The sequence below is a fragment of the Halomonas sp. DP8Y7-3 genome (assembly GCF_019801675.1).
Classification (GTDB): domain Bacteria; phylum Pseudomonadota; class Gammaproteobacteria; order Pseudomonadales; family Halomonadaceae; genus Halomonas; species Halomonas litopenaei_A.
In genome coordinates, this window is record NZ_JAHVIO010000009.1 from 72,313 (window position 1) to 86,378 (window position 14,066).

At 62.2% G+C, this 14,066-nt stretch carries 14 protein-coding genes; 6 read left to right on the top strand and 8 right to left on the bottom strand.

Annotated elements, in window-relative coordinates; all coding sequences use genetic code 11:
* Positions 1–20 precede the first annotated feature (20 nt).
* Complete coding sequence (locus KUV86_RS10050; protein ID WP_206941678.1) at positions 21–935, bottom strand: LysR family transcriptional regulator; 915 nt, start codon at positions 933–935, stop codon at positions 21–23.
* A gap of 374 nt (positions 936–1,309) precedes the next feature.
* Between KUV86_RS10050 and KUV86_RS10055 the strand changes: the two genes are divergently transcribed.
* Both KUV86_RS10055 and KUV86_RS10060 read left to right on the top strand, forming a co-directional pair.
* On the top strand, positions 1,310–2,065 hold the full coding sequence (locus tag KUV86_RS10055) for a C-type lysozyme, inhibitor (RefSeq protein WP_222484459.1): 756 nt from the start codon (positions 1,310–1,312) through the stop codon (positions 2,063–2,065).
* Positions 2,066–2,243: 178 nt separating this feature from the next.
* Positions 2,244–2,849 (top strand): FMN-dependent NADH-azoreductase, encoded by a 606-nt coding sequence (locus tag KUV86_RS10060; protein WP_206941675.1) that lies wholly within the window; start codon positions 2,244–2,246, stop codon positions 2,847–2,849.
* A gap of 149 nt (positions 2,850–2,998) precedes the next feature.
* On the opposite strand, the gene KUV86_RS10065 is transcribed toward KUV86_RS10060, so the two are convergent.
* Positions 2,999–4,111 (bottom strand): metal-dependent hydrolase, encoded by a 1,113-nt coding sequence (locus KUV86_RS10065; RefSeq protein WP_222484683.1) that lies wholly within the window; start codon positions 4,109–4,111, stop codon positions 2,999–3,001.
* Between the two features lie 19 nt (positions 4,112–4,130).
* Complete coding sequence (locus KUV86_RS10070) at positions 4,131–4,691, bottom strand: DNA-3-methyladenine glycosylase I (protein WP_222162569.1); 561 nt, start codon at positions 4,689–4,691, stop codon at positions 4,131–4,133.
* Between the two features lie 227 nt (positions 4,692–4,918).
* Here KUV86_RS10070 and KUV86_RS10075 point away from each other — a divergent pair, with 227 nt between their 5' ends.
* Positions 4,919–5,371 carry a DUF411 domain-containing protein gene (locus tag KUV86_RS10075; RefSeq protein WP_222484684.1) on the top strand — a complete coding sequence of 151 codons (453 nt, stop codon included), beginning with the start codon at positions 4,919–4,921 and terminating at the stop codon, positions 5,369–5,371.
* A gap of 57 nt (positions 5,372–5,428) precedes the next feature.
* A complete protein-coding gene (locus KUV86_RS10080) occupies positions 5,429–5,869 on the top strand; it encodes a VOC family protein (protein WP_206941671.1) in 441 nt (146 codons plus the stop codon).
* A 193-nt stretch (positions 5,870–6,062) separates the two neighbouring features.
* Here KUV86_RS10080 and KUV86_RS10085 read toward each other — a convergent pair whose 3' ends face one another.
* From KUV86_RS10085 to KUV86_RS10100, 4 genes are all read right to left on the bottom strand, one after another.
* Positions 6,063–7,100, bottom strand: a complete 1,038-nt coding sequence (locus KUV86_RS10085; RefSeq protein WP_374107022.1) for an SPFH domain-containing protein — start codon at positions 7,098–7,100, stop codon at positions 6,063–6,065.
* A gap of 238 nt (positions 7,101–7,338) precedes the next feature.
* Entirely contained in the window at positions 7,339–7,803 is a 465-nt protein-coding gene (locus tag KUV86_RS10090; RefSeq protein ID WP_206941670.1) for an NfeD family protein, read from the bottom strand.
* Positions 7,804–7,954: 151 nt separating this feature from the next.
* Positions 7,955–9,418, bottom strand: a complete 1,464-nt coding sequence (locus KUV86_RS10095) for a DASS family sodium-coupled anion symporter (RefSeq protein WP_222484685.1) — start codon at positions 9,416–9,418, stop codon at positions 7,955–7,957.
* Between the two features lie 265 nt (positions 9,419–9,683).
* Positions 9,684–10,088 carry a DoxX family protein gene (locus KUV86_RS10100; RefSeq protein WP_206941666.1) on the bottom strand — a complete coding sequence of 135 codons (405 nt, stop codon included), beginning with the start codon at positions 10,086–10,088 and terminating at the stop codon, positions 9,684–9,686.
* Between the two features lie 154 nt (positions 10,089–10,242).
* On the opposite strand from KUV86_RS10100, the gene KUV86_RS10105 reads away from it, so the two are divergent.
* Together KUV86_RS10105 and KUV86_RS10110 are read left to right on the top strand one after the other, a co-directional pair.
* The gene (locus KUV86_RS10105) at positions 10,243–10,719 is read left to right on the top strand and encodes an META domain-containing protein (RefSeq protein ID WP_261397607.1); all 477 of its coding nucleotides are present in this window, start codon (positions 10,243–10,245) and stop codon (positions 10,717–10,719) included.
* Positions 10,720–10,837: 118 nt separating this feature from the next.
* Positions 10,838–11,092, top strand: coding sequence for a helix-hairpin-helix domain-containing protein (locus KUV86_RS10110; RefSeq protein WP_206941664.1), 255 nt, complete (start codon positions 10,838–10,840; stop codon positions 11,090–11,092).
* Positions 11,093–11,213: 121 nt separating this feature from the next.
* On the opposite strand, the gene KUV86_RS10115 is transcribed toward KUV86_RS10110, so the two are convergent.
* Complete coding sequence (locus KUV86_RS10115; RefSeq protein WP_222484687.1) at positions 11,214–14,060, bottom strand: valine--tRNA ligase; 2,847 nt, start codon at positions 14,058–14,060, stop codon at positions 11,214–11,216.
* Between the last annotated feature and the right edge of the window lie 6 nt (positions 14,061–14,066).

Genomic DNA, 14,066 nt, shown 5'->3' on the forward strand with positions numbered 1-14,066 from the left:
CCCTTGAACGTCGCGCTGCGTCAGGCAGGCTTGATACCTTCGAGCACCGCGAACGAGGTTTCACGAGCCGTGCGCAGAAAGTCCACCATCCAGGGGGCCTCCCTGGTGTCTTCACGAATTGCCGCAAAGAGCGTGCTCCAGACGCCGGTCTCGCCCAGCGTCACGGCCTTCACATAGTCCCGCTCCAGATACTCTGTCATGGCCCAGTTAGGCAGTGAGCAGACCCCACGGCCGCTGGCGACCAGCTGCATCATCATGATGGTCAGCTCGGCGGTGCGTACCTCACGCGGCGTGACTCCCGCTGGGTCAAGGAACTGCGTGAAGATATCCAGGCGCGAGCGCTCTACCGGATAGGTGATCAGCACCTGGTCGGCGAGATCTGCCGGGGTGACGTGGCTGTTGCCTGCCAGGGCGTGCTGACGAGCGACGGCCAGCAGGCCTTCGTAGCGGAACAGCGGCTCGTAGTGCACCCCCGGGAGAGGTTGGGGGTCGGCGGTGATGACCAGGTCGAGCTGTTCCCGGGCCAGCGCGGGCAAGGGATCGAAATGATGTCCCCCGGGGATGTCGATCTCGACCTCGGGCCAATGGTCGCGGAAATGGTCCACGGTGGGCATCAGCCACTGGAAGCAGCTGTGGCACTCGATGGCCATGTGCAGGCGGCCGTGCTCGTTGCCGGCCAGTCTCGCCAGGTCCCGCTCCGCCATGCGCACCTGGGGCAGAATCTGCTCAGCCAGCCCGAGCAGACGAAGCCCCGCGCGGGTGAACTCGACCGGTCGCGTCTTGCGCAGGAACAGCGGACTCCCCAGTCGCTCCTCCAGGTCCTTGAGCTGATGAGAAAGGGCCGATTGTGTCAGGTGCACTCGCTCGGCGGCTTCCACCAGAGAACCAGCGTCGCGCAGGGCGATCAATGTACGCAGATGACGGAGTTCAAGCATTATCGTGAGCTTTGTTCATAATAAAGATTAAGAAGTTTAGTTTGACTCACCCTTGCGGGGCTAGTCCAAATCTGTGGAATCGCTCATGTTCCGTGAGATAGAGCATGAGCCTGGTTCATTCTGATGGCGTGATAAAAGGCGCGGTTCGGGGTCTTGATAGGGGCATTCAGGACTGACGCTTGGCGGTGGAACGTGGATAGCTCTCTGCCTGCGTCGATCACCGACCGTGGCGAGGGCTTGGGTGACAACACCTTGCTTACATAGCGTGCTGAATCGGGAGGGATTGTCCGGGGAAAATGGGTCACGATGGGCCTGGCGGTGGTATCGTGTGGCGTCAAAGGACCGTTTTGCCGCTGTTATCGAAGGAGCTTTCCATGCGCCGATCCGTTATCGCTTCGACTCTTTTAACCGCCGCGCTGGCTGGCCTGGCGGGATGTGCCTCCCAGTCAGGTCAGGACGCCGGATCGGATCAGGCTCCCGCGGTGGAGAGGCGCGGATCCTTCACTGACGCTCCTGTCGAGCAGCAGGCACCGCTATTGCCATCGGCGTACTTCGTTGGCGACGGCACTACCTTTGTGGGCTGGCACTGCACACCACGCCAGGATGTGGTCACCGCCACTCAGGGAGACTCCCTGCGGCTCTGGACGACCCATGGCGCCGAGCAGCTGCCCCAGGCGGTAGTGGACCAGGGCGAGCGCTATCAGCAGGGCGAGCTCAGTGCCCACGTGATCGGTGATCGTGCGGTGATCAAGAGCGGCCGTGGACGGCTGCAGTGTGAGGCGACTGCCCGGCGCGATTCGCTTCGGCGCACGGATAAACCGGGTGTCATGTTCTATGCCCGTGGCAATGAGCCCGGGTGGCATCTTTCCTTGGCCAACGACGTGCCGCGCATCGACATGTCGCTGGACTACGGCGAGCGTGAGGCGAGCCTGCCGTATCGGGTCACCACGCTGGATAATGAGGCGGGCCGAGTAATCTTGCAGAGTGGGCGTGCGGACGCCCCCTTTGAGCTGCGTATCGAATCTGGTGCCTGTTTCGACGACATGGCCGGCACGCCCTGGCCTGCTCAGGTGACGCTGACGGTCAATGGCCAGCAGTTGCAGGGATGTGGCCAGGGCATCGCGCCCTGAACCAGTCGTTACCCGGCGTCGAGGACGATGTCAGGAGCGCCCGACAGGGCGCTCCTGTCGTGATGTAGCAGGCGTTTTCTTTCGTTTTTATAGAAAGATAGGCCCGTATTTTTTCGCTTTTCGTCAACTTTTTAGGCGGTAAACTGATCGGCAGATACCTCTTCTTAGGGAGTTTGCCATGACCCGCGTATTGCTAGTGACGTCTTCGATTCTGGGTGAGCATGGTCAGTCCAACGACCTGGCCCGACAGTTTGAGCGCCAGGTGCGTCAGCGCAGCGATATTCAGCTGACACACCGCGATGTCGTTGCCGACGATCTGCCGCACTTGACTCTGCCAGAGCTGTCCAGTTGGCAGGTCGCACCAGAGGAGCGCAGCGAGCAGCAGCGTGAGCTGGCATTGCGCTCCGACGAGCGGCTCGACGAACTGCTGGCCCATGACGTGGTGGTGCTTGCGGTGCCAATGTACAACCTGGGCATGCCGTCCCAGCTGAAGGCCTGGTTTGACCGCATCTTGCGCGCCGGCAAGAGCTTCAAGTACACGGAAAATGGTCCGGTGGGCTTGATCGAAGGCAAGCGTGCGATACTGCTGGGAGCCCGTGGCGGGCAGTATGCAGGTAGCGAGCTGGACACCCAGACGCCGCATATTCGTCACCTGTTGGGGCTGATCGGCATCAGCGAGTTCGAGGCGGTCTATGCCGAGGGCCTGAACATGGGCGATGAGATCAAGGAAGCCGCGCTCACCCAGGCCCACGCAGAGATCGCGACGCTGGTCGAGGCGCTGTAACGCCGGCCGATGCCAGGCCGGCTGGCAATAACCCGCCCGGTTGCTTGGCAATGTCCCCCTAGCAACATCCCTTTAGCTATACCCCTCCAGCCATTCCCCCAGGCTAGAGGCCATGCCGCGACGGATGCTTTCGTCGCGGCATTGTTGCGTCATTGCCCTGAGTGATGGACCGCACAGACAGCCGTATCGGTCGCCAGGTGCCAACGTGGTGCCACGTAGTCACCCATACAAAGTCTGGGCTGTGGCGAGATGATGCGTGCCAGTAAACGCCCGAGAGGACGCTGCTGAGCAGACATCGGCAACTGCTGGCTGGGCGACAGGGCGACCCAGCGATCCCCCTGCCATCGGGCGAGCGCAAAGCGAAAAGGGTGAAATCCGGGAAAGCCTAGACGCAAGTCAGTGGCGATCAGCAGGGTGTCATCCTCGGTGGTCAGCGTCTCGTAGCGGAGAAAGGGCCCGGCAAACCATTCCAGGCGTTGGCCGCTGGCCAGTGATGTGGCGGCTTTCTCCAGGGCTGCACCGCGCTGGAACAGCTCTACCTGAGGCTGGGTGTCACCATCCAGCAGGCCGATCAGCATCTCGGCATGACGATCACCTTTGATGGCCGTTACTCGCCATAGCAGGGTCGAGAACGGTGCCGGCTGGACCAGCACCTGCGCCGAGGCCATGTCGATTCGCTCCAGCGCGGCTTGTGCCCGCAGCTCTACCCAACTCTTGGCGCCCATCGCAGCCAGCAGATACAGGCTCGAGATGATCAGCCCCGCGCTGGCGGCACGCTGGAGTGCAGAGCGCGTGGTGCTCGGCCACAGGGCCACGCCGAGCGCACCCAGCAGTACCAGGGTGTACACGGGATCAATGATGAACACTAGCGGCGTGGCGCTGGGTGCCACCACCTCAAGCGGCCACCATAGCTGGGTGCCATAGGTCGTCAGCGAATCCAGCAAGGGGTGGGTGACGAGACATAGCCAGAAGAACAGCCACCAGCGCAACGCGGGTATCGTCGCGGTGACCGCCCATCGCTTGCCAAGCCGCGTGGCGGCAAAAGCGAGCGCCAGTGACACAGCGGTAAGCACAAACAGCGAGTGGCTGAAGCCGCGATGATAGGTGACGTTGGCGACCGCGTCGCCATAGTCGATCAGCACATCCAGGTCCGGCAGGCTGCCGACCACGGCACCGGCCAACAGCGATTTTCGCCCGAGTTGACGTCCTAGTGTCGCGCCGCCGAGGGCTGCGCCCAGTGCCGCTTGTGTCAGTGAATCCACTATCTCTTCCTGGCGCCGCTTAGCCGGGCGGGTTGGTGTCGGAGGCGGTTTGCGTCCATGCCGGGGAGGCGGCCAAGACCTGCTGCTGCACAGGGCACTGATCATGATGGGCCCCGGGGAGATAGCCGGTACTCATCAGAAATTCCTTGACGATCTCGGGGCCGGTGAAGCGGAAGTGTCGCCTGAAGAGTTTGACCCACTGTGCGTGGGGAAGAGGGTGATGGGCATTCAGCCAGGCCTCGAAACCGCCGTGAGACACGCGTAGTTGCTGGATCACCTGGGCGTTGTGAATCACCGCGTCGATCTTCTGCCGATGTCGGATGATGCCCGCATCATTGAGCAGTCGCGCCCGCTCCTCATCGCCATAGGCGGCCACCCGGTCAACCTCGAAGTGGTCGAAGGCATGGCGGAAGGCGTCGCGTTTCTTCAGTACCGTCAGCCAGGAGAGCCCAGCCTGGTTGATCTCCAGCACCAGTCGTTCGAACAAGTCGGCCTCGCTGGTGATGGGGAACCCGTATTCCGTATCGTGGTAGGGCCCATGCAGGGGGTGCCCCGGTGCTACGTTGCAGTACTCACTCATTCGCTGGATTCCTCGGTAAGCAGCCACCGTCAAAGAGTTCGTCTTAAAGGAGGCGATGTAAAGGGGCCCGGTATATGCCGTCTTTTCCTGTCGTTCTGGCCGGTATCGTCTTGACGGAGGCGTGGTGGGCCTGTGCCTCATGGCTGAGTTCTGGCATTTCCCTTCTGACGACCTTCTGCGATGCTGTGTCGACTCACAGACTTACGTTGTTCAGGAGATCATACGCGATGGCTCACTCTTTGCGCGCCCTGGGCGCGGGGTTGCTCGGCGTTGTCAGTCCACTGGTCATGGCGGCGGGACTGGACATGCACAAGGATCCCCACTGCGGCTGCTGTAGCGCCTGGGCCGACCATGTCAGAGCGGCGGGGTTTGAGGTGTCAGTGCTCGAAGAAGCCGACATGGGCGCCGTGAAACGCGAACTTGGCGTTCCCATGGCCCTGGCATCCTGCCATACCGCCGTGCTGACCACGGACGCCGGTCAACACTACCTGATCGAAGGGCACGTACCTGCCGAACAGCTCACTTGGCTTCAGCAAGCGTCGCCAGACATCGATGGGTTGGCGGTTCCCGGTATGCCCCATGGTTCCCCAGGCATGGAAACCGGACGCGTGGATGACTATGCCGTGCTGAGCTTTACAGCGGGGGAGGATCGCGCCAAGGTAGTGGCCCGCTATCCGTAACGGCAGTGGTGTCTGCGCTGCCGGTGAGGAAGAGCCCCTGACTTGGAGATACAGGCCATGCAATTTCTACACACCATGGTGCGTGTCAGCGACCTCGACGCGTCGCTGCATTTCTACTGCGACCTGCTGGGCCTCAAGGAGGTCCGGCGCAAGGAGAACGACAAGGGGCGCTTTACCCTGGTCTTTCTGGCGGCGCCAGAAGATGAGTCGCGCTCCAGCGAGCTGCAGGCACCTGAGCTTGAGCTGACCTGGAACTGGGATCCGGAGGAGTATCAGGGCGGACGGAATTTTGGCCACCTGGCCTACCGTGTCGATGATATCTATGGGCTTTGCCAGAAGCTCCAGGACAACGGTGTGACCATCAATCGTCCTCCCCGTGACGGTCATATGGCCTTTGTGCGAAGCCCCGATGGTATTTCGGTGGAACTGCTGCAAAAAGGCGATGCCCTTGCGCCCCAGGAGCCGTGGGCATCCATGGAGAACACGGGGAGCTGGTAGGGGCAAAGCGTGGCGGCAGGGCGTGCCAACTGCGCTGCCGTCAGTTTTCGGGCGTGCTTCCCATGGACAGACCCTGCTGTCTGCGCAGCGCTCATCCTTGCCGCCAACCCTGCCGCCAACCCTGCCGCGTGGCGATAGGGTTGGCGATGCTCAGCGGTTGCTGTCGGCAAGGGCTATCGGCGAGGGAAAGGCATCAGCCGTGGGCGCTGGCCGCGCCGGTCAGTCCGCCGGCAGATGCTGCCCGGCGCGCGATGTCGCCCAGTGCCTCGTCGGTGGCGTTGAGGTCACGGAAGGCCCCCATGGCGCCTAGCAGGGCCGAGCTTTCGTAGGGAACGAAGACCCGCTCACCCTGCTTGGCCATCTCTGGCAGCATGGCGATGTAAGACTGACCCAGCAGATAGCCGATGACGGCCTTGGAGCTTTTTTCGCCCTCGCCCATGGCATTCAGTACCAGCTCGATCGAGCGACTTTCCCCCTGGGCACGAAGAATGGCGGACTCCTTGTCGCCCTGGGCATTGAGGATGGCGGATTCCTTCTGGCCCTGAGCCTTGGCAATCGCCGCTGCCTTGTCGCCTTCGGCCTCGGTCACGGTGGCCCGGCGGCGACGTTCGGCTGACATCTGCAGATGCATGGCCTCCTTCACTTCCGCTGGCATCTCGATGTCCTGCACCTCTATACGGTTGATCGCCACCCCCCACTTGGAGGCCGGTTCTTCCATCTGTTCCTTGATCTTGGCGTTGACCTCGGCACGGGACTCGAAGATCTTGTCCAGCTCCATCTGGCCTACCACGGAACGCAAGGTGGTCTTGGCCAGCACCTCGACCGCCTGACTCATGTTCTCGATCTTGTAGACCGCATTGGCGGGATCGATGATCTGGAAGTAGATGGCGCCATCGATACGTACCGTCACGTTATCGGTTGTCACCACCGGCTGGGACGGAAAGTCCATGACCGATTCGCGCAGATCGATGCGGGTTTCCTGACTCAGTACCGGGGTGAATTCCTGGCCCTGACGAATGTAGCGCACCATCTTCATGGGCCTGGGCTTGTCGAAGAAGGGAATGATGAAATTCACCCCTTTCTGCAACGTGCGGTTGTAAGCCCCGAGGCGTTCGATCACGATCACTTCGGACTCCTGCACGATCACCAGTCCCTTGATCAGCATGATCAGAGCAATGACGACCACCACGATGGCCAGCAACAGGCCTGGGCTAACGACATTCAACAACATGCAAACACCTCCTTGGTAGCAAGGGCATCATCCGTCAAGCCGGCCTGGCTGCCCGTCGGGAGCGGCGATGTGCCGCCGTGGGAATCCGTGCTCGTTGGTTGCACGGGATAGGGAAGCGGATAGGGAAATGGATAGGGAAGCGTATAGGTAAGCGCTAGAGCTGGCGCCAGGGCATGCGATAGAAGGAGACGACAGCGCTGACCGGATGCGTGAACAGGAGTCACGGCAAGCGGATCTCTCAGGAGCCTTCTCCGGCTGGGCGCACGATGGCCTGAGTACCTTCAAACCGTAACAGGATGACCTCGTCACCTGGACGCAGGGCAGGGGCCTCGGCATCGGTTTGTGCCAAACAGGCACGAAACAGGTCTCCGTCCAGCTTGATGCAAGGAGCGTCGTCAAAATCCCGGCTGACCAGCACGAAGCGCTCACCCTGGCGGGTGCCGCCACCGGCCACGCCAAACGTTGGGTGGGGGCCGTAGCGACGCTTGCGCAGGCGCCAGATAGCCAGGGGAACGAGCACACCGCAGGCCACCGCAAAGGCGATCAGCTGCATGATGATGTCGCCACCCGACCAGGCGACCAGGGATCCCACGATCAATGCCGCCGCCAAGGCAAGCAATACGTAGGAGCCACTGAGCAGCTCGAGGATCAGGGCCGCGAGCCCTGCGAGCAGCCACCATAGCGCGGGGGAGAGGAAATCCATGGCCAACCTCCAGACGATACAGAAACGACATCCTGTCGCTGTCGATTCTGCGCCGGGAAGGGACGTCAGGCAAGCCAACCGACAGGCCAGACGACAACGCCACCGCAAGGCGGTGGCGTCTCGAGGTGGGGCCACGGATCGCTAGATGGGCTTACCAGTAGCCGAGCACCTTCCACCACAGGCTGCCGACCCCGATCCAGATGGTGAGGTTGACGATGCTCATGATGAAGCCGGCCTTCCACCAGGTGCCGAGTTCCACATAGCCTGAGCCGAAGATGATCGGCGCGGTGCCGGTGGCGTAGTGGGTCAGCGACATCATCAAGGATGATGCGCCGGCCAGCAGCAGGGCGATGTAAAGGGTAGGGATGCCGAGCGCCATGCCGGCAGCCAGGAAGGCGGCGTACATGGCGGTGATATGGGCGGTGGTACTGGCAAAGAAGTAGTGGGCATAGAAGTATACAGCGGTCAGCGCCAGCGCCATGCCGAACCAGCCCATGTGGAGGCTACCGATGCCTTCTTCGATGACGCCTGAGAACCATCCAATCAGTCCCAGCTTGCCCAGAAAGCTTGCCATCATGACCAGGGCGGCGAACCACACGATGGTGTCCCAGGCGGATTTTTCGCCAAGGATGTCATCCCAGGTCAGCACGTCCGTCACCAGCAGGATGGACAGACCGAGCAGCGCCACGGTGGTCGAGTTGACCTTGAACTCGGGGCCAAACAGCATGGCCGGGATGCCTGCCCAAAGCGTCAGCAGCAGACCGAACACACCGATCATGATTTTCTCGGCGCGAGTCAGGGCGCCCATGTCATCCAGCTGCTTGCGGGCGAAGGAGGTAGCGTCGGGAGTGCGCTTGAGTTCCGGTGGATACAGTACGTAGAGCACCGCTGGCATCAGGGCGATGGCGACCAGGCCAGGAAGGAGTGCCGCCAGCGCCCATTGGGTCCAGGTGATCGAGATGGCGGAGCCCGTGGCCTTGGCGATCAGGTCGACGATCAAGGGGTTGGGGGCAGTGGCGGTGATGAACATGGCCGAGGTGATTGGGTTGGCGTGATAGTTCACCAGCGCCAGATACTCACCGATCTTCTTGCTGGTACCGGCGTCAGGTGACGAGCCGAAGCTGTCAGCAATGGAGCGCATGATCGGGTGCATGATGCCCCCGCCCCGCGCCGTGTTGCTGGGGGTAATCGGCGCGATGGTCAGCTCGGCCAGGGAAAGGGCGTAGCCGATGCCCAGGGTGCGCTTGCCGAAGGCGGCAATAAAGGCGTAGCCAATGCGGTTGCCAAGCCCTGTCTTGGCCAGCCCCCGCGAGATCATGATGGCCAGGCCGATCAGCCAGATCAGCGGGTTGGAAAACCCCGACAGGGCATCCGCTACCGCGGCCTTGGAGTTGTCCGGGTTGGTGACACCGGTCAGAGCGACCAAGGTGATGGCGATGATGGCCAGGGCGCCGATGCGCATGGTCTTGCCAATGATGGCAGCGATGGTGGCGACAAAGATCGCCAGCAGGTGCCAGGCTTCGGGGGTGACGCCGTCTGGAATAGGGACGGCAAACCAGATCGCCAGGCCCAGGGCAATGGCGACCAGGGCGGGGATGGGCTTGAACGCGAGCATGATGGGCTCCGTGTGTCGGCTAGGGCAAAACGTCTTCTCTCGCGAGAGAGCAAACCTGAACGTGTCCTGCTTATTTACGCACAGTTAAGCCAAGGGCTAGATGACACTCATCAAGGAGACGTTCGACGTTAGTTGAGCTCGGCCCGGACGTGCTGGTGCTGGACGGGCGACGGCAACAGGACACCGCCTGGGAGGTGGGCGGTGTCGGGGAACGCGGGTTGGCGAGGATGTGGCGTTGCTTGACAGCGAGAAGGCGCTGCAGCGCTCAGTCGGGCTTGAGCGCGGTGCGGCCGCTACCGAGGAACATCATGGCCAAGGCGCCAAACAGGAACATGCCCTGCAACTCCAGGGCCCAGCCGCCGCTGCTGGCCAGACTGAACAATTCGCCCATGTGAGCCAGGTAGATGGCCACGACCATGTTGCCTGCGATCAAAAGGCCCGCGATGCGGGTGTTCCAGCCCAGAATCGCCATCAACGGAGCGACGACCTCGCCCAGCAGAACGCCGTAGGCCAGCACCGTCGGTAATCCATGGGAGGCCAGAGTGTCGCCGATCCAGGAAAGGCTGCCGGGATTGATCAGTTTGTTGATGCCGTGGAGCAGGATCATGATGCCCAGCGCCAGGCGCAGGATCAGCTTTCCCAGGTCGTCGTTGTCGAGGGCTTTGAGCATGGTGAGGTCCTTTTCACGATGGGCTTGAGTGGCCATGACAGAACACCGTGCCGATAGCGCAGTGCCCAAGAGATTTGGACAAAACCGGGCGAGATGGCGCGGTTTTCTGGCATATTAGGCGGCATCCTGATGATAAAGCTGCAAGGAAGATAGCATGGTTCTGCTACGAATGGTTCTGCCACGACTTCGTCGTATCACCGCTCTCAGCGTTTGCGCCCTGGCACTGGGAGCCTGTTCCAGTCAGCCTTCGTCCACTGTCGACAGCGGCGGCACCGCAGCACCAGGCAGCGTATCCAGCCCGGTGGTCGGCAAGCGCTGGAACCTGCTGCTGGTCGGTACCAGTGATCGGCTCAGCATGCCCACCAAGCCCTATTTTGAAGTCGCCCGTGACGGCAGCGTCAGTGGCAGTGACGGCTGCAATCGATTTACCGGTAGCGTGCGCTTTGGCGACAGTCAGCGGATCGACTTCAGCGAGCTGACGGCTACCCGCATGGCCTGTGCCAACCCCCAGGGGGCCCAGCAGGTTCGCGATATGCTCGACAACGCCTACCGCTATCTGATCGACCATGACCGCCTGGTGTTCTTTGGCCCCAACTCGCTGGTGCTGGGTGGGTTCCGCGACGCCAGCTGATGCATGAGGGGCAAGACGCCGCGCCTGTGCGTCAGTGGCATGCGGCAGCGTTTCCCTAGCGCGCAATGCCTATGCTGATGGTGTCGACGGGGAAGCCGACAACACACGGAGAGACAGCATGGCATTCACTGACCAGGAACGGGCGGCGCTGCTTGAGCTACGCGGGGTAGGACCCAGCGTCGTGCAGCGCTTCGAGGAGATCGGCATCGACTCTTTCGAGGCGTTGGCCGAGTACGAGATGCCAGACATCGTTGAACAGGTGGCGTCGATGCTTGGCAGTACCTGTTGGAAGAACAGCCCCCAGGCCAGGACGGCGGTGGCGTCGGCCGTGGAGTTGGCACGACGCTCGCTGGCCAGCCAGGCTGCCGGCTGATCGCTGGCCCCAACACATCGACCCCGCCAGTGCGAGGGGCGGGGTCGATGTCAGGCCGATGGGCGGGTGTTGCTTACGGCGCTTGGGCGGGCGCTGATGAAGGCGCGAGGGCGGGCGCTTATTAAAGCGCGGCGATTTTCTCGCGCTGCTCGACCAGCACACGACGAGCCGCCTGATACTCCTCGAGCTTGCCGCGCTCCTTGTCGATGACCGCCGCCGGCGCCTTGGCCACGAAGCCTTCGTTGGCGAGTTTCTTCTCGACGCCCATGATCAGCTTGTCCTGTTTGTCGATCTCCTTGCCCAGACGTGCCAGTTCGGCATCCTTGTCGATCAGGTCGGCCATCGGCACCAGCACTTCCATCTCACCCACCAGCTGAGTGGCGGACAGCGGGGCTTGGCTTGCGTCCTCCAGCCATTCGATGGACGCGAGCTTGGCCAGCTTCGACAGGAACAGACGGTTGTCGGACAAGCGTGTACGATCGGCCTCGCTGCCCTTGGTCAGTACCGCATCAAGCGGTTTGCCTGGGGCGATGTTCATCTCGGCGCGAATGTTACGTACCGCCACGATCACGCCCTTCAGCCATTCGATATCGCGAATGGCGTCCTGGTCGATCAGGGCGTCGTCGGCCAGCGGCCAGGCCTTGGCCATCAGCGAGTCGTTGTCGCCCTCGAGAGTACCGGCCAACGGCGCCACGCGCTGCCAGATCTCCTCGGAGATGTACGGCATCATGGGATGCGCCAGACGCAGGATGGACTCCAGCACCCGCACCAGGGTGCGGCGAGTGCCGCGCTTGGCGGCTTCGCTGGCACTTTCGTCCCACAGCACCGGCTTGGAGAGCTCGACGTACCAGTCGCAGTACTCGTTCCAGACGAAGTCGTAGAGCGCCTGCGACGCATGGTCAAAGCGAAACTCTTCCATCGCCCGGGTCACCTGGGTGATGGTCTGGGTCAGTCGGGCCTCGATCCAGCGGTCGGCCAGGGACAGTTCGACGTCTTCCCCATGGCGGCCACAGTCTTCGCCTTCGGTATTCATCAACACGTAGCGTGAGGCGTTCCACAACTTGTTGCAGAAGTTGCGATAACCGTCCAGCCGCCCCATGTCGAACTTGATATCGCGGCCGGTGGTGGCCTGGGACAGGAAGGTGTAGCGCAAGGCATCGGTGCCATGGGCTTCAATGCCATCGGGGAATTCCGAGCGGGTCGCCTTGGCGATGGCCTTGGCCTTCTGCGGTTGCATCATGTTGCCGGTGCGCTTTTCCACCAGCGCTTCCAGGTCGATGCCGTCGATCAGGTCGATCGGGTCGAGCACATTGCCCTTGGACTTGGACATCTTCTGGCCCTGGCCATCACGCACCAGACCATGGACATAGACCGTCTTGAACGGCACTTCGTCAGTGAACTTGAGGGTCAGCATGATCATCCGCGCGACCCAGAAGAAGATGATGTCGAAGCCGGTCACCAGCACGCTGCTGGGATGGAAGGTCTTGAGCTCGTCGGTCTGTTCGGGCCAGCCGAGGGTGCCGAAGGTCCACAAGCCGGAGCTGAACCAGGTGTCGAGCACGTCCTCGTCCTGGGTCAGGGCGACGTCGCCTGCGATGCCATGCTTGTCGCGGGCCTCGGCCTCGGTGCGCGCTACATAGACGTTGCCTTCGTCGTCGTACCAGGCGGGAATGCGGTGGCCCCACCACAGCTGGCGTGAGATGCACCAGTCCTGCAGGTCGCGCATCCACGAGAAGTACATGTTCTCGTAGTTCTTGGGCACGAACTGGATGTCGCCGTTCTCGACCGCCTCGATGGCGGGCTTGGCCAGGGTCTCCACCGCCACGAACCATTGGTCGGTCAACAGCGGTTCGATCACGTCACCGGAACGATCGCCGTAGGGCAGGGTATTGTTGACGGTTTCGGTCTTCTCCAGCAGGCCCTGGGCGTCCATGTCGGCCACAACCGCCTTGCGTGCGGCGAAGCGGTCGAGTCCGGCGTAGGCCGCGGGCAGCGCGGTGTCGATATCGCCAAGGGGGCGGCCCTGAATATCAAAGGCTTCGGCAGACTCGAGAATATGGGCGGTCTTGGAGAAGACGTTGATCAGTGGCAGGCCAGCACGCTTGCCGACCTCATAGTCATTGAAGTCGTGGGCCGGGGTGATCTTGACGCAGCCAGAGCCCTTGTCCATGTCGGCATGTTCATCGGCGACGATGGGAATGCGGCGACCGACCAGCGGCAGTTCGACAAACTTGCCGACCAGCGAGGCGTAGCGCTCATCCTTTGGATTGACGGCGACGGCGCTATCGCCGAGCAGCGTCTCGGGACGAGTGGTGGCGACCACCAGATGGTCGAGGCCCGCATCGGTGGTGACGCCATCGGCCAGAGGGTAACGGAAGTGCCAGAACTGGCCCTGCTGGTCGCGGTTCTCTACCTCAAGGTCCGAGATCGCGGTGTTCAGGGTCGGGTCCCAGTTGACCAGGCGCTTGCCACGGTAGACCAGGTCCTCTTCGTAGAGGCGCACGAAGACTTCCTGTACGGCCTTGTAGAAGCCGTCGTCCATGGTGAAGCGCTCGCGGCTCCAGTCGAGGCTGGCGCCCATGCGGCGGAGCTGACGAGTGATATGCCCGCCGGATTCGTGTTTCCACTCCCACACCTTGTCGATGAAGGCGTCGCGGCCCAGGTCATGGCGGGTCTTGCCTTCCTCTGCGGCGATCTTGCGCTCTACCAGCATCTGCGTGGCGATGCCTGCATGGTCGGTACCCACCTGCCACAGGGTGTTGCGGCCCTGCATCCGCCGCCAGCGGATCAGGGTATCCATGATGGTGTCCTGGAAAGCGTGGCCCATGTGCAGGCTGCCGGTCACGTTGGGCGGCGGAATCATGATGGCGAAGGGATCACCCTCACCCGACGGGGTAAAACGGCCGTCTTCTTCCCAGCGTTGGTACCAGCGGGTTTCGATGCTTTCGGGTTGGTAGGTCTTTTCCATGGAATG

Excerpts from the sequence above, each read along its gene's own strand:
- KUV86_RS10050 (WP_206941678.1), bottom strand. The coding sequence starts at position 935 with ATGCTTGAACTCCGTCATCTGCGTACATTGATCGCCCTGCGCGACGCT.
- KUV86_RS10055 (WP_222484459.1), top strand. The coding sequence starts at position 1,310 with ATGCGCCGATCCGTTATCGCTTCGACTCTTTTAACCGCCGCGCTGGCT.
- KUV86_RS10060 (WP_206941675.1), top strand. The coding sequence starts at position 2,244 with ATGACCCGCGTATTGCTAGTGACGTCTTCGATTCTGGGTGAGCATGGT.
- KUV86_RS10070 (WP_222162569.1), bottom strand. The coding sequence starts at position 4,691 with ATGAGTGAGTACTGCAACGTAGCACCGGGGCACCCCCTGCATGGGCCC.
- KUV86_RS10075 (WP_222484684.1), top strand. The coding sequence starts at position 4,919 with ATGGCTCACTCTTTGCGCGCCCTGGGCGCGGGGTTGCTCGGCGTTGTC.
- KUV86_RS10080 (WP_206941671.1), top strand. The coding sequence starts at position 5,429 with ATGCAATTTCTACACACCATGGTGCGTGTCAGCGACCTCGACGCGTCG.
- KUV86_RS10085 (WP_374107022.1), bottom strand. The coding sequence starts at position 7,100 with ATGTTGTTGAATGTCGTTAGCCCAGGCCTGTTGCTGGCCATCGTGGTG.
- KUV86_RS10090 (WP_206941670.1), bottom strand. The coding sequence starts at position 7,803 with ATGGATTTCCTCTCCCCCGCGCTATGGTGGCTGCTCGCAGGGCTCGCG.
- KUV86_RS10095 (WP_222484685.1), bottom strand. The coding sequence starts at position 9,418 with ATGCTCGCGTTCAAGCCCATCCCCGCCCTGGTCGCCATTGCCCTGGGC.
- KUV86_RS10100 (WP_206941666.1), bottom strand. The coding sequence starts at position 10,088 with ATGCTCAAAGCCCTCGACAACGACGACCTGGGAAAGCTGATCCTGCGC.
- KUV86_RS10105 (WP_261397607.1), top strand. The coding sequence starts at position 10,243 with ATGGTTCTGCTACGAATGGTTCTGCCACGACTTCGTCGTATCACCGCT.
- KUV86_RS10110 (WP_206941664.1), top strand. The coding sequence starts at position 10,838 with ATGGCATTCACTGACCAGGAACGGGCGGCGCTGCTTGAGCTACGCGGG.
- KUV86_RS10115 (WP_222484687.1), bottom strand. The coding sequence starts at position 14,060 with ATGGAAAAGACCTACCAACCCGAAAGCATCGAAACCCGCTGGTACCAA.